Consider the following 21,454-nt stretch of genomic DNA (forward strand, 5'->3'; position numbering starts at 1 on the left):
AGCGATACCGCTCAGCGCCACCGCGTGGTCGTCACTGAACCGGGCCCTCGACGGCCTCGGAGGTCAGCAGACCCGCGTTGATCTCGCGCAGGGCGATCGAGAGCGGCTTCTCGTGGACGTGGGTGTCGACGAGGGGACCGACGTACTCGAGGAGGCCCTCACCGAGCTGCGAGTAGTACGCGTTGATCTGGCGGGCCCGCTTGGCCGCGTAGATCACGAGGCTGTACTTCGAGTCGGTGGCCTCGAGGAGCTCGTCGATCGGCGGGTTGATGATGCCCTCGGGCGCGGTGATGGAAGAGGACACGCTCTACCTTCCGAAAGATGGGAAAGATCAGACCTGATCGCACAACCCTGATCACACAACGTTCATCAAGGCTAGCAGCTCGCGCGCCACATCCTCGACGGAGGTGTTGACCAGGGTCGTATCGAACTCGGGCTCGGCCGCCAGCTCGATCTTGGCCGCCTCCAGACGGCGTTCGATCACCTCGGGCGGCTCCGTGCCCCGTCCGGTGAGCCTGCGCACGAGCTCGTTCCAGGAGGGAGGAGCCAGGAACACCAGCTGGGCCTCGGGCATGGACTCGCGGACCTGGCGTGCGCCCTGGAGGTCGATCTCCAGCAGGACCGGCACGCCGTCCTCCAGGTGCTCAAGGACGGCGGCCCGCGGGGTGCCGTAGCGGTTGCCTGCGAACTCGGCCCACTCCAGCAGCTCGCCGTTGGCGATCAGCTTGTCCATCTCCTCGTCGGTGACGAAGAAGTAGTGGACTCCGTGCCGCTCGCCCGGGCGGGGCCGACGGGTCGTGGCCGACACCGAGAGCCAGACCTCGGGGTATTCCTTGCGCATATGGGCGACGACCGTGCTCTTGCCGACCCCGGAGGGGCCGGAGAGCACGGTCAGCCGCGGACGTTCACTCATGCAGCGATTATTCCAGCAAACCGGAGTGCCCGGACTCAGCTGGCTGCGCCGCCGAACTCGCGCTCCAGGGAGGCGATCTGGTTGGACCCGAGGCCACGCACGCGGCGGCTCTCGGAGATCCCGAGTCGCTCCATGATCTGCTTGGCGCGGACCTTGCCCACGCCCGGCAGGGACTCGAGGAGGGCGGAGACCTTCATCTTGCCGATGACGTCGTTCTCCTGGCCCTGCTTGATGACCTCGTGGAGGGAGGCGCCGGAGTGCTTGAGTCGATTCTTGACCTCGGCCCGCTCCCGGCGAGCCGCGGCGGCCTTTTCGAGCGCGGCTGCGCGCTGTTCAGGGGTAAGGGGCGGAAGAGCCACGCCTACGTCACCTCGGATGTCGAACTGTCGGATACGGACCGGTGAGGAACCTAGTCGCCCCACACCTGGGGAGCCACGAGCAACACGCTTGCCCGTCCTCCCCCACTGCTTGGAGGGGGTGGGAGGTGCCCCCACTCGTCGGAGACTAGCGGGCAAGTCCGCCAGAGTCAGCGAGAACAGCGGAAAAGTCCTGGTCAGCCTCTGTCGAGACGGACTTTTCGGACATAATGCCCCGGATTTGAGGATGTATTCAGACTCAAGCGGCCTCCCGAGAGGCCCACGGGAAGCCCCGCGGACCTCCGGGACGCTCTCAGGCAGCGGCCGCGGCGGCCCTGGCCTCCTCGGCGAAGCGGTCCGCGGCCTCACGCAGCGCGAGGGCGTCGGGCCCGAACCGCAGGACCCCCCGGCTCACGTTCGGCACCACGTTGCGCACCGCCGCCCCGAAGACCCCGGGCAGATCGGCCGGAGTCGCTCCCTGGGCCCCGATGCCGGGCGCGAGGAGCGGTCCGTTGATGTCCAGGTCGTACGACGACAGATCACCCAGCGTGGCGCCGACGACCGCGCCGAAGGAGCCGAGGGGCCGCTCCCCCGCGTTCTCGGCGGCGAGGTGGGCGAGCATCGTCGCCGCCACGGTGCGGCCGTCGGACCGCACGGCGTGCTGCACCTCGCCGCCCTCCGGGTTGGAGGTCAGCGCCAGCACGAAGAGCCCGGCGCCGCTCTCCCGCGCCGTCTCCACCGCCGGCCTGAGTGCCCCGTAGCCGAGGTACGGCGACACGGTCAGCGCGTCCGAGAACAGCGGCGCGTCCTTGTGGAGGTAGGACTCGGCGTACGCGGCCATGGTCGAGCCGATGTCGCCGCGCTTGGCGTCCATGACGACCAGCGCCCCGGCCGCCCGCGCCTCCTGGACCGTCGTCTCCAGGACGGCGATGCCGCGCGACCCGAAGCGCTCGAAGAAGGCGCTCTGGGGCTTGACGACCGCGACCCGCTCGGCGACCGCCTCCACCACCGTGCGGCTGAACCGCTCCAGGCCGGCGACATCGTCGTTCAGGTCCCACTCGGCGAGCAGCGAGGCATGCGGGTCGATGCCCACGCAGAGCGGGCCGCGCTCGTCCATGGCCCGGCGAAGCCGCGCGCCGAAGGGTTCTCCAGAAGGACCCTGCGGCCCGAAGGGCCTCGTTGAGGGGCGGTGGTCGGGTGACGGGTGGGCGGTCATGCGGACTTCCTCACGTCGGCGCCGACCGCGTCGGCGAGGGTGGCGTACGGGCTCGTCCGCAGGCGGGCGGCGAGCCCCTTGTGGATGGCACGGCTCCAGAAGGGGCCCTCGTAGACGAAGGCGCTGTAGCCCTGTACCAGGGTGGCGCCGGCCAGGATGCGCTGCCAGACGTCCTCCGCGTTCTCGATGCCGCCGACGCCCACGAGCGTGATGCGGTCGCCCACGCGCGCGTACAGCCGGCGCAGCACCTCCAGGGAGCGTGCCTTCAGCGGTGCGCCCGAGAGCCCGCCGGTCTCCGCGACCACGGCGGGGTCGGACAGCAGACCGAGCCCTTCGCGGGCGATGGTGGTGTTCGTGGCGATGATCCCGTCCAGGCCCAGTTCCACGGCGAGGTCGGCGACGGCGTCGACGTCCTCGTCCGCGAGGTCGGGGGCGATCTTCACCAGCAGCGGGACGCGCCGGGCGGTGACCGCACGGTCGGCGGCCTCGCGGACGGCCCTGAGCAGGGGGCGCAGCGCCTGTGTGGCCTGCAGGTCGCGCAGTCCGGGGGTGTTCGGGGAGGAGACGTTGACGACCAGGTAGTCGGCGTACGGTGCGAGCCGCTCCGCCGACTTCACATAGTCGGCGGCGGCCTCGGACTCCGGGACGGCCTTGGTCTTGCCGATGTTCACGCCCACGACGGTCCTGAAGACGGGCGTGCGCGAGGCCAGGCGGGCGGCGACGGCCAGCGAGCCCTCGTTGTTGAAGCCCATGCGGTTGATCAGTGCCCGGTCCCCGGTCAGCCGGAACAGCCGCTTCCTCGGGTTGCCGGGCTGTGGTTCCCCGGTGACGGTGCCGATCTCGACGTGGTCGAAGCCGAGCATCGCCATCCCGTCGATCCCGACGGCGTTCTTGTCGAACCCCGCCGCGAGCCCGAACGGGCCGTGCATCCGCAGCCCGAACGCCTCCGTGCGCAGTTCCTTGCTGCGGGGCGCGAGCGCGGCGGCGACGAAGGTGCGCAGCACGGGGATGCGCACGGCCAGACGGATCCAGCGGAAGGCCAGGAGGTGGGCCTGCTCGGGGTCCATCCGGGAGAAAACCAGGCGGAAGAAAAGCTTGTACATCTCTCAGTGTCCTCACGAAGAGGGGGACACCGTTTCCGATGTCCCCCTCAGGGCTGCTAGTCGCGGGCCGCGGTCAGGTGTTCCGCGTGTTCCTGGAGCGAGCGGACCCCCACATCGCCGTGGTTGAGGGCGTCGATGCCCTGGACCGCCGCGGCGAGCGCCTGGACCGTCGTCAGGCACGGCACGGAGCGGGCCACCGCCGCCGTGCGGATGTCGTAGCCGTCGAGGCGGCCTCCGGTGCCGTACGGGGTGTTGACGATGAGGTCGATCTCGCCGTCGTGGATCAGCTGGACGACGGTCTTCTCGCCCTGCGGCCCCGTGCCCTCGGACTGCTTGCGCACGATGGTCGCGTTGATGCCGTTGCGCTTGAGCACCTCGGCCGTACCGGAGGTGGCGAGCAGCTCGAAGCCGTGGGCGACCAGCTCGCGCGCCGGGAAGATCATCGAGCGCTTGTCGCGGTTGGCGACCGAGATGAAGGCGCGGCCCTTGGTCGGCAGCGGCCCGTAGGCCCCGGCCTGCGACTTGGCGTACGCGGTGCCGAAGACGGAGTCGATGCCCATGACCTCGCCGGTGGAGCGCATCTCCGGGCCGAGGACGGTGTCGACGCCCCGGCCGTGGATGTCGCGGAACCGCGACCACGGCATCACGGCCTCCTTGACGGAGATCGGCGCGTCGAGCGGGAGCGTGCCGCCGTCGCCGTTCCTCGGCAGCAGGCCCTCCTCGCGCAGTTCCGCGACGGTCGCGCCCAGCGAGATCCTGGCGGCGGCCTTCGCCAGCGGCACCGCGGTCGCCTTCGAGGTGAAGGGGACCGTACGGGACGCGCGCGGGTTGGCCTCCAGGACGTACAGGATGTCCCCGGCCATCGCGAACTGGATGTTGATCAGTCCGCGGACGCCGACACCACGGGCGATGGCCTCCGTCGATGCCCGCAGCCGCTTGATGTCGAAGCCCCCCAGGGTGATCGGGGGCAGCGCGCACGCCGAGTCGCCGGAGTGGATGCCGGCCTCCTCGATGTGCTCCATGACACCGCCGAGGTACAGCTCCTCGCCGTCGTACAGGGCGTCGACGTCGATCTCGATCGCGTCGTCGAGGAAGCGGTCGACCAGGACCGGCCGGGAGGGGCTGATCTCGGTGGACTCCGCGATGTACGACGACAGCCGGGTCTCGTCGTACACGATCTCCATGCCGCGCCCGCCCAGGACGTAGGACGGCCGGACGAGGACCGGGTAGCCGATCTCGTCCGCGATGGCCTTGGCCTCCTCGAAGGTGGTCGCCGTCCCGTGCTTGGGCGCCGGCAGGCCGGCCTCGGCGAGCACGCGTCCGAAGGCGCCGCGGTCCTCGGCGGCGTGGATCGCCTCGGGCGAGGTGCCCACGATCGGTACGCCGTTGTCCTTCAGGGCCTGTGCCAGGCCGAGCGGGGTCTGGCCGCCGAGCTGGACCACGACGCCCGCGACCGGGCCGGCCTGCTGCTCCGCGTGGACGATCTCCAGCACGTCCTCCAGCGTCAGCGGCTCGAAGTAGAGGCGGTCGGAGGTGTCGTAGTCGGTGGAGACGGTCTCCGGGTTGCAGTTGACCATCACGGTCTCGTAGCCGGCGTCGCTCAGTGCGAAGGAGGCGTGGACGCAGGAGTAGTCGAACTCGATGCCCTGGCCGATGCGGTTCGGGCCGGAGCCCAGGATGATCACGGCGGGCTTCTCGCGCGGCGCGACCTCGGTCTCCTCGTCGTACGAGGAGTAGAAGTACGGCGTCCTGGCCGCGAACTCGGCGGCACATGTGTCGACCGTCTTGTACACCGGGCGCACGCCCAGCGCGTGCCGCACCTCGCGCACCACGTCCTCGCGCAGCCCGCGGATCTCGGCGATCTGCTGGTCGGAGAAGCCGTGCCGCTTGGCCTCGGTGAGCAGCTCGGCGTCGAGCCGCTCCGCCCCGGCCAGCTCGTCCGCGATCTCCTTGATCAGGAAGAGCTGGTCGACGAACCAGGGGTCGATCCGCGTGGACTCGAAGACCTCCTCCGGCGTGGCACCGGCGCGGATGGCCTGCATCACCGTGTTGATCCGGCCGTCCGTCGGGCGCGCGGCCTCGCGCAGCAGCCCGGCCTTGTCGCCGGGCTCGCCCGTGAACGTGAACTGGCTGCCCTTCTTCTCCAGCGAGCGCAGCGCCTTCTGGAACGCCTCGGTGAAGTTGCGGCCGATCGCCATCGCCTCACCGACCGACTTCATGGTCGTGGTCAGCGTGCTGTCGGCGCTGGGGAACTTCTCGAAGGCGAAGCGCGGGGCCTTGACGACGACGTAGTCGAGCGTCGGCTCGAAGGAGGCCGGGGTCTCCCGGGTGATGTCGTTGGGGATCTCGTCGAGCGTGTAGCCGACGGCGAGCTTGGCGGCGATCTTGGCGATCGGGAAGCCGGTCGCCTTGGAGGCCAGGGCCGAGGAGCGCGAGACGCGCGGGTTCATCTCGATGACGATGACCCGGCCGTCCTCGGGGTCGACCGCGAACTGGATGTTGCAGCCGCCGGTGTCGACGCCGACCTCGCGGATCACGGCGATGCCGATGTCGCGCAGGATCTGGTACTCGCGGTCGGTCAGCGTCATCGCGGGGGCGACGGTGATCGAGTCGCCGGTGTGCACGCCCATGGGGTCGAAGTTCTCGATGGAGCACACGACCACGACGTTGTCGTGCTTGTCGCGCATCAGCTCCAGCTCGTACTCCTTCCAGCCGAGGATGGACTCCTCCAGGAGCACCTCGGTGGTCGGGGAGAGCGCGAGTCCGGTGCCGGCGATACGGCGCAGCTCCTCCTCGTCGTGCGCGAAGCCGGAGCCGGCGCCGCCCATGGTGAAGGAGGGGCGGACGACGACGGGGTAGCCGCCGAGCCGCTCGACGCCGGCCAGGACCTCGTCCATGGAGTGGCAGATCACGGACCGGGCCGACTCGCCGTACCCGGTCTTGCGCCGCACCGCCTCCACGACCTCCTTGAACTGGTCGCGGTCCTCGCCCTTGTGGATGGCCTCGACGTTGGCGCCGATCAGTTCCACGCCGTACTTGTCGAGGACACCGTTCTCGTGCAGCCTGATGGCCGTGTTCAGGGCCGTCTGGCCGCCCAGCGTGGGCAGCAGCGCGTCCGGACGCTCCTTGGCGATGATCTTCTCGACGAACTCCGGCGTGATCGGTTCGACGTAGGTCGCGTCGGCGATCTCCGGGTCGGTCATGATCGTCGCCGGGTTGGAGTTGACCAGGACGACCCGGAGGCCCTCGGCCCTCAGGACCCGGCACGCCTGGGTGCCGGAGTAGTCGAACTCGGCGGCCTGGCCGATGACGATCGGGCCGGAGCCGATGACCAGGACGGACTGGATATCGGTGCGCTTAGGCACGCTGGCCCTCCATCAGGGATGCGAAGCGGTCGAACAGGTAGGCGGCGTCGTGGGGACCCGCTGCCGCTTCGGGGTGGTACTGGACGCTGAAGGCCGGCCGGTCCAGCAGCCGGAGCCCCTCCACCACGTTGTCGTTGAGGCACACGTGGGAGACCTCGGCGCGGCCGTAGGGGGTGTCGGAGACCCTGTCGAGCGGGGCGTCGACGGCGAAGCCGTGGTTGTGGGCGGTGACCTCGACCTTGCCGGTCGTGCGGTCCTGCACCGGCTGGTTGATGCCCCGGTGGCCGTACTTCAGCTTGTAGGTGCCGAAGCCGAGCGCACGGCCCAGGATCTGGTTGCCGAAGCAGATGCCGAACAGGGGCGTCCCGCGCTCCAGGACGGCCCGCATGACGGAGACGGCGTGGTCGGCGGTGGCCGGGTCGCCCGGACCGTTGGAGAAGAACACCCCGTCCGGCTGCACGGCGTACACGTCCTCGGCGGTCGCCGTGGCGGGCAGCACGTGCACCTCGATGCCGCGCTCGGCCATGCGGTGCGGGGTCATGCCCTTGATGCCGAGGTCGACGGCGGCCACGGTGAACTTCTTCCCGCCGATCGCGGGGACGACGTACGCCTCCTTGGTGGCGACCTCGGCGGAGAGGTCCGCGCCCTCCATCTCGGGGGCCTGGCGCACCTCGGCGAGCATGACGCCCTCGTCGGGCAGAGCGTTGCCGGAGAAGATGCCGACGCGCATGGCGCCCCGCTCGCGCAGGTGGCGGGTGAGGGCCCGGGTGTCGATGCCGGAGATGCCCACGACGCCCTGGTGGCGCAGTTCCTCGTCCAGCGAGCGCCTGGCGCGCCAGTTGGAGGGCACGCGCGCGGGGTCGCGTACGACATACCCCGCGACCCAGATCCGCCTGGACTCGGGGTCCTCGTCGTTGACGCCGGTGTTGCCGACGTGGGGGGCGGTCATCACGACGACCTGGCGGTGGTACGACGGGTCGGTGAGGGTCTCCTGGTAGCCGGTCATCCCGGTGGAGAAGACGGCCTCACCGAAGGTCACCCCCACGGCCCCGTAGGCGCGGCCGCGGAAGATCCGGCCGTCCTCCAGGACGAGTACGGCGGGAACCCTGGAGGCTCCCCTGGTGGAGGTCGTCATCGTGCGCCTTCCGTCTTGTTGATCATCTGGTTCAGGGTGTCGACCCAGTCGTTGTGCCCGGCCGCGTGGTCGGAGCGGAACCCGGAGTCGATCAGCCTGTCGCCGTGCGCCCAGGTCACGACGAGCAGACCGCCCTCGGTGAGGACCTTGCCCGCGATGCCCTTGTCGAGCCGGGCCCCGCGCAGCCGCCCGGCCGGGACGAAGAAGTCGCTCGCGCCGGGGCGTACGACCTCCAGGCCCGCGTCCGTCAGTGTGAGCTCGACCCGGCTGCGAGTACCCAGGCCGTGCGCCACGATGCGGTCCAGCCACTGCCCTGCGGTGGTGGAGCCGTGGTAGCGGCCGGTCATCTCCAGTCTGGCCGGGCCGGGGTCGTCCGGCGCGCCGGGCAGCTCCGGCAGGTCGCTCTGCAGGGTGCCGCGCCACTTCCAGCCCTCGCGCATCAGCCAGTAGACGAGGGCGACGAACAGGGCGAGTCCCACGAGCCAGCCGACGCGGGCGGCCCAGTCGGTCACTTCCGCCGATTTCCTCTCGGCGGCCAGCAGGCAGAGAGATGTCACGCGAGCTTCCCGTCGACGAGCGTGGCCTTGCCCCGCAGCCAGGTGTGCGTGACACGGCCCGGCAGCTCGCGGCCCTCGTAGGGGGTGTTGCGGCTGCGCGAGGCGAAGCCCGCGGGGTCCACGGGCCCACGGTATGCGGTGTCTACGAGGGTGAGGTTGGCCGGCTCGCCTGCCGAGACGGGCCGGCCGTGGCCCGTGGCGCGCCCGATCCTCGCGGGTGCGAAGGACATGCGGTCGGCGACGCCGGCCCAGTCGAGCAGCCCGGTGTCGACCATGGTCTCCTGCACCACGGACAGCGCCGTCTCCAGGCCGACCATGCCCATGGCGGCCGCCGCCCACTCGCAGTCCTTGTCCTCGTGCGGGTGCGGGGCGTGGTCGGTGGCGACGATGTCGATCGTGCCGTCGGCGAGGGCCTCGCGCAGCGCCGTCACGTCGCGCTCGGTGCGCAGCGGCGGGTTGACCTTGTAGACCGGGTTGTAGGTGCGCACCAGCTCGTCGGTGAGGAGGAGGTGGTGCGGGGTGACCTCGGCGGTGACGTCGATGCCCCGGGACTTGGCCCAGCGCACGATCTCGACGGACCCGGCGGTCGACAGGTGGCAGATGTGCACGCGCGAGCCGACGTGGCCGGCGAGCAGGACGTCGCGGGCGATGATCGACTCCTCCGCGACGGCCGGCCAGCCGCCCAGGCCCAGCTCAGCGGAGACGACGCCCTCGTTCATCTGGGCGCCCTCGGTCAGCCGCGGCTCCTGCGCGTGCTGGGCGACGACACCGCCGAACGCCTTCACGTACTCCAGCGCGCGGCGCATGATCACCGCGTCGTGCACGCACTTGCCGTCGTCGGAGAAGACCGTGACGCCTGCCGCCGACTCGTGCATGGCGCCCAGCTCGGCGAGCTGCCTGCCCTCCAGGCCGACGGTGACCGCACCGACGGGCCGCACGTCGCAGTACCCGTGCTCGCGCCCGAGCCGCCAGACCTGCTCGACGACGCCGGCGGTGTCGGCGACCGGGAACGTGTTGGCCATGGCGAACACGGCCGTGTATCCGCCGCTCGCGGCCGCCCGGGTGCCGGTCAGCACCGTCTCGGAGTCCTCGCGGCCGGGCTCGCGCAGATGGGTGTGCAGGTCGACCAGGCCCGGCAGCAGCACCTTGCCGCCGGCCTCGACCACCTCGGCGCCCTCGGCGTCGAGGCCGGTCCCCACCCGGGCGATCTTCTCTCCGTCGATCAGCACGTCCTGCGGCTCGCCGCCGAGCACCTTCGCACCACGGATCAGGGTCTTGCTCATCTGGTTACTTCTCCTCGGTACGCGGTTCGGAGGCGGGCGCGAAGCGCCCCGGTGCAAGGGCGGTGGCGGGCGAGGGGTGGGCCACGGCGGGCTCGTTGCCGCCCAGCAGCAGGTACAGGACCGCCATGCGGATGGAGACGCCGTTGGCGACCTGCTCGACGGCGGTGCAGCGCCCGGAGTCGGCGACCTCGGCGGTGATCTCCATGCCGCGGACCATGGGGCCGGGATGCATCACGATGGCGTGCTCGGGCATCCGGGCCATGCGGTCGGCGTCGAGGCCGTAGCGGCGTGAGTACTCGCGCTCGGTCGGGAAGAAGGCGGCGTTCATGCGCTCGCGCTGGACGCGCAGCATCATCACCGCGTCGGACTTGGGCAGCGTGCTGTCGAGGTCGTAGGAGATCTCGCACGGCCAGGACGCGACGCCGACCGGAAGCAGGGTGGGCGGGGCGACCAGGGTCACGTCGGCACCGAGGGTGTGCAGCAGGTCGACGTTGGAGCGGGCGACCCGGCTGTGCAGCACGTCCCCGACGATCGTGATGCGCCTGCCCGCCAGGTCGCCGCCGAGCCCCGCGTCACGGCCGACCAGGCGCCGGCGCATGGTGAAGGCGTCGAGCAGGGCCTGCGTGGGGTGCTGGTGGGTGCCGTCGCCCGCGTTGATCACGGCGGCGTCGATCCAGCCGGAGTTCGCCAGGCGGTACGGGGCCCCGGAGGCGCCGTGCCGGATGACGACGGCGTCGACGCCCATGGCCTCCAGGGTCTGGGCGGTGTCCTTCAGGGACTCGCCCTTGGACACGCTGGACCCCTTGGCGGAGAAGTTGATGACGTCCGCGGACAGCCGCTTCTCGGCGGCCTCGAAGGAGATCCGGGTCCGGGTGGAGTCCTCGAAGAAGAGGTTGACGACGGTGCGGCCGCGCAGGGTCGGCAGCTTCTTGATCGGCCGGTCGGCGACCCGGGCCATCTCCTCGGCGGTGTCGAGGATCAGGACGGCGTCGTCGCGGGTGAGGTCGGCGGCCGAGATGAGATGACGCTGCATCTTTCAGGCTCCGTAAGGCAGTTCATTCGGGAAGCGGGGGTCCGGGGGCCGGGAGGGCACAGCCGGGCAGACAGGCGCGCGTCTGGATGCACTCGTGGGGCGCATGGCAGTGGCGTGCGCCGCCGGGGTGCTACTGCTGTGCGCCTGGGAGGGTCTGCTTCGCGCCGAGCAGCACGGTGTCGCGACCGTCCTCCTCGGCGAGCTGGACCTTGACCGTCTCCCGCAGCGACGTGGGCAGGTTCTTGCCGACGTAGTCGGCGCGGATCGGGAGCTCGCGGTGGCCGCGGTCCACCAGGACCGCGAGCTGGACCGCGCGGGGACGCCCGATGTCGTTCAGGGCGTCGAGGGCGGCGCGGATGGTGCGGCCGGAGAAGAGCACGTCGTCGACGAGGACGACGAGGCGGCCGTCGATGCCGTCACCGGGGATGTCGGTGCGGGCCAGCGCGCGCGGTGGGTGCATGCGCAGGTCGTCGCGGTACATGGTGATGTCGAGGGAGCCGACCGGGATACCGCGGCCGGTGACCTGTTCGAGCTTGGCGGCGAGCCGCCGGGCCAGGAAGACGCCTCGGGTCGGGATGCCGAGGAGCACCACGTCGTCGGCGCCCTTGGCGCGCTCGACGATCTCGTGGGCGATGCGGGTCAGCACCCGCGCGATGTCAGGGCCCTCGAGGACGGGCCGCGCATCGGAATGCTGCGTGTCCATACGAAACGGACCTCCTTCTCCGCCTCACGGGACGGACCTTAAAGGACGTCGGGATTGCGCCATCCACGGTACCAGCCCGCCCCGGGCGGTCGATCGCCGCCCCGGGCCGGGCGTCACCCGTCCGGCGGCATCGCGGTCCGTCTGCCACGGAAGGGTCGGTCCGGACCATTCGGCTTGACGAGGCAGAGTCACGCTGCGTAACCTCACAGTGAGTCACCAGCCGCGCGGCCGAGCCGCACGTCGACACCGTGTCCGGGGAGCCATATGTCCAGCGAATACGCCAAACAGCTCGGGGCCAAGCTCCGGGCCATCCGCACCCAGCAGGGCCTTTCCCTCCACGGTGTGGAGGAGAAGTCCCAGGGACGCTGGAAGGCGGTCGTGGTCGGTTCGTACGAGCGCGGCGACCGCGCCGTCACCGTACAGCGCCTCGCCGAGCTGGCGGACTTCTACGGGGTCCCGGTGCAGGAGCTTCTGCCCGGCACCACTCCGGGCGGAGCCGCCGAGCCGCCGCCGAAGCTCGTACTCGACCTGGAGCGGCTGGCCAACGTGCCGGCCGAGAAGGCGGGCCCGCTCCAGCGGTACGCGGCGACGATCCAGTCCCAGCGTGGTGACTACAACGGCAAGGTCCTGTCCATCCGCCAGGACGACCTGCGCACGCTCGCGGTCATCTACGACCAGTCGCCCTCGGTCCTCACCGAGCAGCTGATCAGCTGGGGCGTCCTCGACGCGGACGCGCGCCGCGCCGTCGCCCATGAGGAGAGCTGACCGCTCCAGCCTCAGCAGAAACGTGCCGCCGGGGTGGCCGGAACCATGCGGTTGCGGCCGCCCCGGCGGCGTTGTAGGAGCCGCGGCTGCCGTCGGCGCGCACGAGCGGCAGACGCCGGAGGGCCCGCAGCCGATGTGCTGCGGGCCCTCCGGTGCTCGTGCGTCTCAGCTCTCGTCGCGACGCAACGACGGCTTCAGCTCCTTCAGCCGGCCGAGCAGGCCGTTGACGAACGAGGGCGACTCATCCGTGGAGAACTCCTTGGCGAGCTGCACCATCTCGTCGAGCACCACCGCGTCCGGGGTCTCGTCGACCCAGATCAGCTCGTAGGCGCCGAGGCGCAGGATGTTGCGGTCGACGACCGGCATCCGGTCGAGCGTCCAGCCGACCGCGTACTGCGCGATCAGCTCGTCGATGCGCTTCGCGTACGTCGCGTAGCCCTCGACCAGCTGCATCGTGTACTCGCTCACCGGCGGCTGCCGGGTGTCGGTCCGCGAGTGCCGGATCCAGTCGGCGAGTACCGTGCGGACGTCGGCCCCGCGCTGGTCGCCCTCGAAGAGGATCTGGAAGGCGCGCTTACGGGCCGTATTACGGGCAGCCACGGTTAGCTGTTCACCCGGCCGAGGTAGTCGCTCGTGCGGGTGTCCACCTTGATCTTCTCACCGGTGGTGATGAAGAGCGGGACCTGGATCTGGTGGCCGGTCTCCAGCGTGGCGGGCTTGGTGCCGCCGGTGGAGCGGTCGCCCTGCAGGCCCGGCTCGGTCTCGGCGATGGTCAGCTCGACGGCAGCGGGGAGCTCGACGAAGAGCACCTCGCCCTCGTGCTGCGCGACGGTGGCCTCGAAGCCCTCGACCAGGAAGTTGGCGGCGTCACCGACGGCCTTGCGGTCGACGTGGAGCTGGTCGTACGTCTCCAGGTCCATGAAGACGAAGTAGTCGCCGTCCATGTACGAGAACTGCATGTCGCGCTTGTCGACAGTGGCCGTCTCGACCTTGATACCGGCGTTGAACGTCTTGTCGACGACCTTGCCGGAGAGCACGTTCTTGAGCTTGGTGCGCACGAATGCCGGGCCCTTGCCGGGCTTGACGTGCTGGAACTCGACGACGGACCAGAGCTGGCCGCCTTCGAGCTTGAGCACCATGCCGTTCTTGAGGTCGTTCGTGGAAGCCACGGTTGCGGAATCTCCTGGACTGACGTACGACCCCGGGGCACGCGCTACAGCGCGAGGAGCTCCTTGGTCGTGATGGTGAGTAGCTCGGGTCCGCCGTCCGCCTCGGGGCGCACGACGAGCGTGTCATCGATCCGGACCCCGCCCCGGCCGGGGAGGTGGACCCCCGGTTCGACGGTGACCGGCACGCAAGCGTCCAGTTTACCCATGGCCGTGGGGGCCAACTGCGGGTCCTCGTCGATTTCGAGTCCCACACCGTGCCCGGTCATCGGCGGGAGACCCTCGCCGTAGCCCGCCGAATCCAGCACCTGACGTGCGGCGCGGTCCACGTCGCGATATCCGGCGCCGGGTGCCAGGGCCTCGCGTCCGGCCCGCTGGGCCGCGAAGACGAGGTCGTACAGCTCGACCTGCCAGTCGGCCGGCGAGGTGCCGATGACGAACGTCCGGCCGATCTCGCAGCGGTAGCCGCGGTAGGCGGCCCCGAGACAGACGGAGAGGAAGTCGCCCTCCTCCACCCGCCGGTCCGTGGGGCGGTGCCCGCGGCGGCCGGAGTTCGGGCCGGTGGCGACGGAGGTGGTGAAGGCGGGGCCGTCGGCTCCGTGGTCGACGAGCCGGCGCTCCAGCTCCAGGGCGAGATGGCGCTCGGTGCGGCCGACGAGGATCGATTCGAGCAGCTCGCTCAGGGCCTGGTCGGCGATCTCCGCACCGATCCGCAGGAGGGAGATCTCCTCCTCGTCCTTGACGAGCCGCATCTGCTCGACGGCGCCGCCGAGGTCGGCGAGCCGCAGCCGCGGCGCGACGGACCCCAGGGCCCGGTGCCGGGCGACGGTGAGGTGGTGCTCCTCGACCGCCAGGGACTCGGCGCCCTGCGCGACGGCCAGGCCGGCCGCGGCGACGGCGGGATCCCCACCGGGCAGCGGCAGCGGATGCACCCGCACCGCCTCGTCGGGCCGGCCGTCGGCGTGCTGGTCGTCCGGCGGTCCGGCGCACAGCAGGACGTCCTCGCCCGCGCCCAGCAGCAGCACGGCGCCCCGGGGCGCGGCGCCCGCGAGATAACGCACGTTGGCGGGGCGGGAGACCAGCGCCGTCGCGCTGCCGCCCGCGCTGCAGCGTTCCCTCAGCCGCTCCCGGCGGGCCGCGTACACCTCTGACATGACCCGAGCCTAAGAGCGCCGGCCGGATGCCGCCGTTCCAGAGCGGCCGGACGGGCGGCGGGGCGCCCGCGCGGGACCCCGGGCCCAGGGCCTCACCAGGCGGGCGGGCTCGCGATCGACCGCGCCAGCACCTCGTCCAGCACCCGGGCCGTCCCCTCCACGTCGAGCTGGGAGTTGTCGATGATCGGCAGCCCGGAGCCGTACCAGCCGGCCATGCGGCCGTGGATCCGGGCGACCTCCTCGTCGCTGAGCCGGCGGTTGCCGCTGCGCTCCGCGTTGCGCTCCAGGACGATCTCCAGACCCGGGAGGAGGACCACCGGCAGCAGACCGGGACCCACATGCCGTTTCCAGCCGCCGAGGCCGACGACCGGGCGGTCCGGGAAGACGGCGTCGTCGAGGATGCACGAGATGCCGTTGGCCAGGAAGTTGCGGGCCGCGAAGCCGCAGGTGCGGCGGGCGAGACGGTACTGGGCCTCCGAGTGGTCGTTCCACCCCGACTGCGGGTCGGCGAACCCCGAGCGCACCCATTCGCGGACGTCGTCGAGGCTGATGTGGGCCGTCGGGACCCGGCGGTGGTCGGCCCAGTACTTCGCGACGCTGGTCTTGCCCGCGCCCGCGGGGCCGATGAGCAGCACGGCGAGCGTCGTGGACGAGGGATCGGGAGCGCTCGCGGCGGGCGGTGCGCTCGGCATGCCGACCGGGCCGCCGGGCGGGAGCCGCACATGGCCCGTGGTGTCCGGCGCGGGCGGGACGGGTGGCACGGGCGCGTGCTGCGGCGGTACGTGCGTGTGCGGTGCCCCGGGGGGCACCTGCGGTGCCGCGAAGCCCGGTGCGGCCGCGGGCGGGGTCTGTGGTGCGGGGCCCGGACGGGCGCCCGGCTGTCCCGGGTGGTGTGCGGCCGGTGACCAGGCGGTCGCCGGACCGTGCCCCGGCTGGTGGGGCGGCGGCAGCGGAGCTCCCACTGCGTGCTGCATCCGGTGCCACTCCGTCTCGTGCAGGCGATCAACGCTGGCAGCGGGGCGTGGCACCCCGCTCCCTACCGAACGGTACCGTCCCCGGCCGCCGTTGTGTGAACGTCCTGCCGCGCCCCGAAGTGCCCGTCGCCACGGGCAAATCGGGGCAACCGGCGCCCAGCGGAACGAGTCACCCGTCCCATGGCCCCCGGGAGGGGACTACTCCCCCACTTCGCCGTACGCGGCGAGCAGGACCGCCGGGTCGGGGCCTTCCAGCAGGGTCGGCTTGGCCAGGCCGTCCAGGACGACGAAGCGGAGCAGATCACCGCGGGACTTCTTGTCGATCTTCATGGCCTCCAGCAGCTTCGGCCACTGGTCGTAGCGGTAGTGCAGCGGCAGCCCCACCGACTCCAGGACGGTGCGGTGGCGGTCGGCGGTCGCGTCGTCCAGCCGGCCCGCCAGACGGCCGAGTTCGGCGGCGAAGTGCATACCGACCGCGACGGCCGCGCCGTGCCGCCAGGTATAGCGCTCGTTCTGCTCGATGGCGTGGCCGAGCGTGTGCCCGTAGTTGAGGATCTCCCTGCGGCCCGACTCCTTCAGGTCGGAGGAGACCACCTCGGCCTTGACTCTGATGGAGCGTTCGATCAGCTCCGCGGTGTGCGGGCCCGCCGGACTGCGGGCGGCCTGCGGGTCGGCCTCGATCAGCTCCAGGATCACCGGGTCCGCGATGAAACCGGCCTTGATGACCTCGGCCAGCCCGGAGACGTAGTCGTTGACCGGGAGGGACTCCAGCGCGGCCAGGTCGCACAGCACCCCGGCAGGGGGATGGAAGGCGCCCACCAGGTTCTTGCCCTCGGCCGTGTTGATGCCCGTCTTGCCGCCGACCGCCGCGTCCACCATGGCCAGCACGGTGGTGGGGATCGCGATCCAGCGCACACCCCGCAGCCAGGTCGCGGCCACGAACCCGGCCAGGTCGGTGGTCGCGCCGCCGCCCACCCCCACGATGACATCGGTGCGGGTGAAGCCGGACTGGCCCAGCGCCTTCCAGCAGTAGGCGGCGACCTCGGCGGTCTTGGCCTCCTCCGCGTCGGGCACCTGGATGGCCACGGCCTCGAAGCCCTGCTCCGCGAGGTCGGCGCGCAGCGCCTCGCCCGTCCCGTCCAGCGCCCGCGGGTGGATCACCGCGACCCGCTTGGCCCTGTCGCCGACCAACCCGGCGAGTTCGCCGAGAAGTCGGCGGCCGACCAGGACCTCGTAGGGGTCGGTGCCGGCGGAGCCGCCGACGTGGATCCGGGTCACTGCCTCGCTCATGCTTCTTTCAACTCCACTGCGTCCAGAACGGCTTGGGCGACCTCTTCGGGGCTGCGGCCGTCGGTGGCCACCACCGCCGTGGCGACCTCCTCGTACAGACGGCGGCGCGCCTCCATCAGCTCCCGCCACTGCTTGCGCGGGTTGACCGCCAGCAGCGGCCGGGCGACGTTCAGGCCGGTGCGCTTGACCGCCTCCTCGACGTCCATCGACAGGTACACCACGCGCTGCCCGGCGAGCGACGCCCGCGTCTCGTCGTCGAGGACGGCGCCGCCGCCCAGGGCGAGGACCCCCTCGTGCTCGGCGAGCGCCGTGCGCACCGCCGCCTTCTCCAGGGCGCGGAAGACCGGCTCGCCCTCCTCCACGAAGATGTCGGCGATCGGGCGGCCCTGCCCGGCCACGATGTCGTCGTCGGTGTCCCGGTAGCCCACACCCAGCCGCTGCGCGAGCAGCCGCCCCACGGTGGACTTGCCCACCCCCATCGGGCCGATGAGGACCACCGCCGGCGCGCTCACCGGATCTCCAGGTGGTCGAGGTAGGAGCGGACGTTGCGACGGGTCTCGGCCACGCTGTCGCCGCCGAACTTCTCCGCCACCGCGTCCGCCAGGACGAGGGCCACCATCGCCTCCGCGACGATCCCGGCCGCCGGCACCGCGCACACGTCGGAGCGCTGGTGGTGGGCCTGGGTGGGCTCGCCCGTCGCGACGTCCACGGTCTTCAGCGCGCGGGGCACGGTCGCGATCGGCTTCATCGCCGCCCGCACCCGCAGCAGCTCACCGGTGGACAGACCGCCCTCGGTGCCACCGGAGCGGCCCGTCGCGCGCCTGAGGCCCTCGGGCGTCGTGAGGATCTCGTCGTGTGCCTTGGAGCCCGGCACGCGCGCCAGCTCGAAGCCGTCGCCGACCTCCACACCCTTGATCGCCTGGATGCCCATCAGCGCCGCGGCGAGCCGCGCGTCCAGCCGCCGGTCCCAGTGCACGTGCGAGCCCAGGCCCACGGGCACGCCGTAGGCCAGGACCTCGACGACACCGCCGAGCGTGTCGCCGTCCTTGTGCGCCTGGTCGATCTCCGCGACCATCGCCTTCGACGCGTCCGCGTCCAGGCAGCGCACCGGGTCGGCGTCCAGGCGCTCGACGTCCGCCGGGGTCGGGTACACCCCGTACGGCGCCTTCGCCGCCGCCAGCTCCACCACATGCGAGACGATCTCGATGCCGGCCGTCTCCTTCAGATACGAGCGCGCCACCGCGCCGAGCGCCACACGGGCCGCGGTCTCGCGGGCCGACGCCCGCTCCAGGACCGGCCGGGCCTCGTCGAAGCCGTACTTCTGCATGCCGGCCAGGTCGGCGTGGCCGGGGCGGGGGCGGGTCAGCGGCGCGTTGCGGGCCAGCTCGGCCAGCTCCGCCGGGTCGACCGGGTCGGCCGCCATGACCTTCTCCCACTTGGGCCACTCGGTGTTGCCCACCATGACCGCGACCGGGGAGCCGAGGGTGAGCCCGTGCCGGACTCCGCCGAGGAAGGTGACCTCGTCCCGCTCGAACTTCATCCGGGCACCGCGTCCGTAGCCGAGCCGCCGCCGGGCCAGGTGGTCCGCCACCATCTCCGTGGTGATCGGCACGCCGGCGGGAAGGCCCTCCAGCGTGGCGACGAGTGCGGGTCCATGGGACTCCCCCGCGGTCAGCCAACGCAACCTGCTCAACGGTGCTCCTCATGCTCGCGCCTGGAACTGCGGGGCGCGACCGGGTGCGCGGCCCTGGCCCGCCACCTCCGATCCTCCCACGTCCGCGGGCCGGGGCCGGTCACGGTCCATCAAGCGGACGCGGAGGCCGGACGTCAGCGCTCCGACAGGGCCTTCTCGCCGGCCCTGCGCATGGCGTCCAGGGGGGCCGGGGAGCGGCCCGTCATCTGCTCGACCTGCAGCACGGCCTGGTGCACGAGCAGGTCCATGCCGCTGACGACGGCACCGCCGGACGCGCTCCACCGGGCGGCGAGCGCGGTGGGCCAGGGGTCGTACAGCACGTCGAACAGGGTCGCCGGATGCTCCGGGACGGCGGCGGCCAGCGCGTCCGTGGTCCCGGCCGGTGTGGTGGCCACGACCAGTGGGGCACGCAGCGCCCGGTCCGCGTCCGCCCAGTCCGCGGTGCGGACGCCGACGCCGAGCCGCTCGCCCCACTGCCGCATCTCGGCGGCCCGCGCCTCACTGCGGACGTAGGCGACGACCTCGCCGGTGCAGATCCGGGCCAGGGCGGCCAGCGCGGAGGACGCGGTGGCGCCCGCGCCGAGGACCGCGGCGGAGGCGACCTCCTCGATGCCGCGCTCGCGCAGTGCGGCGACCATCCCCGGGATGTCGGTGTTGTCACCGACGCGCCGCCCGTCGTCGGTGAACACGACGGTGTTCACGGCCTGCACCGAGACCGCCGTGTCGCTGACCGAGTCGAGCAGCGGGATGACGGCCCGTTTGAGCGGCATGGTCAGGGACAGCCCGGCCCACTCGGGCCCGAGCTTCTCGACGAACCCGGGCAGCGCCTCCTCGTCGATCTCGAACCGGTCGTAGGACCAGTCCGTCAGCCCCAGCTCGTCATAGGCGGCGCGGTGCAGCACCGGGGAGAGGGAGTGGGCGATCGGGGAGCCGAGGACGGCGGCCCGGCGCTTGCTGACGGTGCCCGTCATTGACCCTTCTTCTGCTCTTCGAGGTACTTCTCGCGGTTGCGGTTCTGCTCCTCGTTGGTCTCCGCGAAGAGCGTCTCGTTCTCGCTGACCGAGACGAAGTAGTACCAGTTTCCCTCGGCCGGGTTGAGGGCGGCCTTGATGGCCACCTCTCCGGGGTTGTCGATCGGCCCGGGGGGCAGTCCCTTGATCTTGTACGTGTTGTACGGGTCGTTGATCTGCCGCAGCGCGCTGACGGAACCCGTCGCCAGCTTGGACTGGCCGCGCAGGTAGTTCACCGTCGAGTCGAAGTCGAGCAGGCCGTAGGTCTCGGTGTTGTCGGGCTTGAGCCGGTTGTAGACGACCGTCGCGACCTTCTCGAAGTCGTGCTTGTACTTGCCCTCGGCCTGGACGAGGCTCGCGACCGTCAGGACCTGCAGCGGGCTGCGCAGGTTGAGGCTCTCCGCCTTGTCCTGGATGCCGAACTCGGCGTACTTCTCCTTGGCCGTGTCGACCATCTGCTTGAGGACGTCCTCCGGCTTCATGCCCTTGGCGACCGGATAGCTGGACGGGTACAGGAACCCTTCCAGCGGGTCCTTGACGTCCTTGCCGCCGTTGGCCCAGTCGGGCAGGCCGAAGGTCTTCCACTCCTTCCGGGCGACGTCCCGGGTGGTGCCCGACTTGAGCTTCAGACGCTCGTCGATCGCCGTGTAGATCTTGGAGTTGCGCCAGCCCTCGGCGATGATCAGGTTGTTCTTGCTCTTCGGGCTGAGCATCAACTGCACCGCGGCGGCCGCCGACATGTGCTTGTTCAGCGTGTACGTGCCCGCCTGGATGCTCTTGCCGTTGGGGTTCTGCTCCTGCGCCGCGACGAACGCGTCGACGCTCTTGACGACACCGGCCTGTTTCAGCACCTGGCCGATGGCGTAGCCGCCGGAGCCCCTCGGAATGGTGACGGTCACCTGCTCGCCGTTGCCGTCGCCCGCGTAGTCGGGCGCCGGGCCGAAACGATTTTGGTAGAACTGGTAACCGAGGTATCCGACCCCGCCGACGCCTCCGACGAAGACCAGGACGACCACCAGGCAGGCGACGCCGCTGCGGTTCTTCTTGCCCTTGCCGCCGCGCCCCCGCCGCTCGCCGCGGGCCGGGCGGCCGTCCGGTTCGTCGTCGTCGGCGTCGTCATCGTCGTCGCCGCCCGCGAAGAAGGCGTGTTCGCCCTCGTCGGGGCCGGGGTCCCAGTCGGTCTCGGGCTCCGGCTCGGCGCGCCGCCGGTGCGGCGGCTCGGGCGGGGGATACGCGTCGGGCGTCTGGTAGAAGTCGGGCTGTCCGCCGGCGTAGGCGCCCGGCTGGGCGCCGTACGGGTCCACCGGGTCGGCGGGATAGGGGACATGCTGCCCTCCGCCGTCCCAGCCGCCGTTGCCGTACTCCTGCTGCGGCTGACCGCCGTAGTGCGGTCCGCCCTGCTGCGGGTACTGCGGCCCGCCCTGGCCCTGCGGGTACTGCTGCCCGCCCTGGCCCGCGTACTGCTGCCCGCCCTGGCCGGCGTACTGCTGGTAGTCCTGCTGACCCTGGCCGTACACGCCCTGGTGGGCGCCTTCCCAGTCACCGTTGTGCTGCTGCGGCTGCTGGGGATACTGCTGCTGCGGCTGGCCCCCGTAGGGGGACGGGGCCACATCGGCCTGCTGCCCTCCCCATCCGACGTCCCCGTACAACGGGTCCTCCGGATGCCACGGTGCGGAGCCTGGGCCCCGGCCATACTCAGTCATCGATCCCCTAGAGCCGCGAGGCGGCGGTCACGCGG

At 71.5% G+C, this 21,454-nt stretch carries 21 protein-coding genes; 1 reads left to right on the forward strand and 20 read right to left on the reverse strand.

Annotation, left to right across the window (positions count from 1 at the left end):
• Positions 1–31: 31 nt before the first annotated feature.
• The 11 genes from rpoZ to pyrR form a co-directional block, all read right to left on the reverse strand.
• Positions 32–304 (reverse strand): DNA-directed RNA polymerase subunit omega, encoded by a 273-nt coding sequence (gene rpoZ, locus ACZ79I_RS06155; RefSeq protein ID WP_030493615.1) that lies wholly within the window; start codon positions 302–304, stop codon positions 32–34.
• A gap of 51 nt (positions 305–355) precedes the next feature.
• Positions 356–913, reverse strand: coding sequence for a guanylate kinase (gene gmk / locus ACZ79I_RS06160; protein ID WP_471494846.1), 558 nt, complete (start codon positions 911–913; stop codon positions 356–358).
• Between the two features lie 35 nt (positions 914–948).
• Entirely contained in the window at positions 949–1,272 is a 324-nt protein-coding gene (locus ACZ79I_RS06165) for an integration host factor (RefSeq protein ID WP_055492888.1), read from the reverse strand.
• Between the two features lie 310 nt (positions 1,273–1,582).
• On the reverse strand, positions 1,583–2,485 hold the full coding sequence (gene pyrF / locus ACZ79I_RS06170) for an orotidine-5'-phosphate decarboxylase (RefSeq protein ID WP_471494848.1): 903 nt from the start codon (positions 2,483–2,485) through the stop codon (positions 1,583–1,585).
• Positions 2,482–3,588 (reverse strand): quinone-dependent dihydroorotate dehydrogenase, encoded by a 1,107-nt coding sequence (locus tag ACZ79I_RS06175; protein ID WP_471494850.1) that lies wholly within the window; start codon positions 3,586–3,588, stop codon positions 2,482–2,484. Before ACZ79I_RS06175 ends, pyrF begins: the two co-directional genes overlap by 4 nt.
• A gap of 56 nt (positions 3,589–3,644) precedes the next feature.
• Entirely contained in the window at positions 3,645–6,953 is a 3,309-nt protein-coding gene (gene carB / locus ACZ79I_RS06180) for a carbamoyl-phosphate synthase large subunit (protein WP_471494852.1), read from the reverse strand.
• The gene (carA, locus tag ACZ79I_RS06185; RefSeq protein WP_471494855.1) at positions 6,946–8,088 is read right to left on the reverse strand and encodes a glutamine-hydrolyzing carbamoyl-phosphate synthase small subunit; all 1,143 of its coding nucleotides are present in this window, start codon (positions 8,086–8,088) and stop codon (positions 6,946–6,948) included. The genes carB and carA overlap by 8 nt, the downstream gene beginning before the upstream one ends.
• The gene (locus ACZ79I_RS06190) at positions 8,085–8,645 is read right to left on the reverse strand and encodes a PH-like domain-containing protein (RefSeq protein ID WP_471494857.1); all 561 of its coding nucleotides are present in this window, start codon (positions 8,643–8,645) and stop codon (positions 8,085–8,087) included. The genes carA and ACZ79I_RS06190 overlap by 4 nt, the downstream gene beginning before the upstream one ends.
• Positions 8,642–9,928, reverse strand: a complete 1,287-nt coding sequence (locus ACZ79I_RS06195) for a dihydroorotase (RefSeq protein WP_471494859.1) — start codon at positions 9,926–9,928, stop codon at positions 8,642–8,644. The genes ACZ79I_RS06190 and ACZ79I_RS06195 overlap by 4 nt, the downstream gene beginning before the upstream one ends.
• 4 nt (positions 9,929–9,932) lie before the next feature.
• Positions 9,933–10,961, reverse strand: a complete 1,029-nt coding sequence (locus ACZ79I_RS06200) for an aspartate carbamoyltransferase catalytic subunit (protein ID WP_471494861.1) — start codon at positions 10,959–10,961, stop codon at positions 9,933–9,935.
• Between the two features lie 130 nt (positions 10,962–11,091).
• Complete coding sequence (pyrR, locus tag ACZ79I_RS06205; RefSeq protein ID WP_381085423.1) at positions 11,092–11,664, reverse strand: bifunctional pyr operon transcriptional regulator/uracil phosphoribosyltransferase PyrR; 573 nt, start codon at positions 11,662–11,664, stop codon at positions 11,092–11,094.
• A gap of 264 nt (positions 11,665–11,928) precedes the next feature.
• Between pyrR and bldD the strand changes: the two genes are divergently transcribed.
• On the forward strand, positions 11,929–12,429 hold the full coding sequence (gene bldD, locus ACZ79I_RS06210) for a transcriptional regulator BldD (RefSeq protein WP_360976114.1): 501 nt from the start codon (positions 11,929–11,931) through the stop codon (positions 12,427–12,429).
• Positions 12,430–12,594: 165 nt separating this feature from the next.
• Here bldD and nusB read toward each other — a convergent pair whose 3' ends face one another.
• The 9 genes from nusB to mltG all read right to left on the reverse strand — a co-directional run bounded on the left by nusB (position 12,595) and on the right by mltG (position 21,419).
• A complete protein-coding gene (nusB, locus tag ACZ79I_RS06215) occupies positions 12,595–13,029 on the reverse strand; it encodes a transcription antitermination factor NusB (protein WP_471494864.1) in 435 nt (144 codons plus the stop codon).
• A gap of 2 nt (positions 13,030–13,031) precedes the next feature.
• Positions 13,032–13,598, reverse strand: coding sequence for an elongation factor P (efp, locus tag ACZ79I_RS06220; RefSeq protein ID WP_471494866.1), 567 nt, complete (start codon positions 13,596–13,598; stop codon positions 13,032–13,034).
• 44 nt (positions 13,599–13,642) lie between these two features.
• Positions 13,643–14,749: an aminopeptidase P family protein gene (locus tag ACZ79I_RS06225; RefSeq protein WP_471494868.1), complete on the reverse strand. Its 1,107-nt coding sequence runs from the start codon at positions 14,747–14,749 to the stop codon at positions 13,643–13,645.
• Positions 14,750–14,841: 92 nt separating this feature from the next.
• Entirely contained in the window at positions 14,842–15,723 is an 882-nt protein-coding gene (locus ACZ79I_RS06230) for a Pro-rich N-terminal domain-containing protein (protein WP_471494870.1), read from the reverse strand.
• 198 nt (positions 15,724–15,921) lie between these two features.
• Positions 15,922–17,013, reverse strand: coding sequence for a 3-dehydroquinate synthase (gene aroB / locus ACZ79I_RS06235; protein ID WP_471494872.1), 1,092 nt, complete (start codon positions 17,011–17,013; stop codon positions 15,922–15,924).
• Positions 17,010–17,525: a shikimate kinase gene (locus tag ACZ79I_RS06240; protein WP_471494874.1), complete on the reverse strand. Its 516-nt coding sequence runs from the start codon at positions 17,523–17,525 to the stop codon at positions 17,010–17,012. The genes aroB and ACZ79I_RS06240 overlap by 4 nt, the downstream gene beginning before the upstream one ends.
• Positions 17,522–18,706: a chorismate synthase gene (gene aroC / locus ACZ79I_RS06245; protein WP_471494876.1), complete on the reverse strand. Its 1,185-nt coding sequence runs from the start codon at positions 18,704–18,706 to the stop codon at positions 17,522–17,524. Before aroC ends, ACZ79I_RS06240 begins: the two co-directional genes overlap by 4 nt.
• Before the next feature lie 134 nt (positions 18,707–18,840).
• Positions 18,841–19,677 carry a shikimate dehydrogenase gene (locus ACZ79I_RS06250; RefSeq protein ID WP_471494878.1) on the reverse strand — a complete coding sequence of 279 codons (837 nt, stop codon included), beginning with the start codon at positions 19,675–19,677 and terminating at the stop codon, positions 18,841–18,843.
• Positions 19,674–21,419: an endolytic transglycosylase MltG gene (gene mltG, locus ACZ79I_RS06255; protein WP_471494879.1), complete on the reverse strand. Its 1,746-nt coding sequence runs from the start codon at positions 21,417–21,419 to the stop codon at positions 19,674–19,676. The genes ACZ79I_RS06250 and mltG overlap by 4 nt, the downstream gene beginning before the upstream one ends.
• Between the last annotated feature and the right edge of the window lie 35 nt (positions 21,420–21,454).

This window comes from Streptomyces sp. PSU-S4-23 (genome assembly GCF_055632315.1).

Coding starts and splice junctions, on each gene's coding strand:
- gmk (WP_471494846.1), bottom strand. CDS start 913: ATGAGTGAACGTCCGCGGCTGACCGTGCTCTCCGGCCCCTCCGGGGTC.
- pyrF (WP_471494848.1), bottom strand. CDS start 2,485: ATGACCGCCCACCCGTCACCCGACCACCGCCCCTCAACGAGGCCCTTC.
- ACZ79I_RS06175 (WP_471494850.1), bottom strand. CDS start 3,588: ATGTACAAGCTTTTCTTCCGCCTGGTTTTCTCCCGGATGGACCCCGAG.
- carA (WP_471494855.1), bottom strand. CDS start 8,088: ATGACGACCTCCACCAGGGGAGCCTCCAGGGTTCCCGCCGTACTCGTC.
- ACZ79I_RS06195 (WP_471494859.1), bottom strand. CDS start 9,928: ATGAGCAAGACCCTGATCCGTGGTGCGAAGGTGCTCGGCGGCGAGCCG.
- ACZ79I_RS06200 (WP_471494861.1), bottom strand. CDS start 10,961: ATGCAGCGTCATCTCATCTCGGCCGCCGACCTCACCCGCGACGACGCC.
- pyrR (WP_381085423.1), bottom strand. CDS start 11,664: ATGGACACGCAGCATTCCGATGCGCGGCCCGTCCTCGAGGGCCCTGAC.
- bldD (WP_360976114.1), top strand. CDS start 11,929: ATGTCCAGCGAATACGCCAAACAGCTCGGGGCCAAGCTCCGGGCCATC.
- ACZ79I_RS06225 (WP_471494868.1), bottom strand. CDS start 14,749: ATGTCAGAGGTGTACGCGGCCCGCCGGGAGCGGCTGAGGGAACGCTGC.
- ACZ79I_RS06230 (WP_471494870.1), bottom strand. CDS start 15,723: ATGCAGCACGCAGTGGGAGCTCCGCTGCCGCCGCCCCACCAGCCGGGG.
- aroB (WP_471494872.1), bottom strand. CDS start 17,013: ATGAGCGAGGCAGTGACCCGGATCCACGTCGGCGGCTCCGCCGGCACC.
- ACZ79I_RS06250 (WP_471494878.1), bottom strand. CDS start 19,677: ATGACGGGCACCGTCAGCAAGCGCCGGGCCGCCGTCCTCGGCTCCCCG.
- mltG (WP_471494879.1), bottom strand. CDS start 21,419: ATGACTGAGTATGGCCGGGGCCCAGGCTCCGCACCGTGGCATCCGGAG.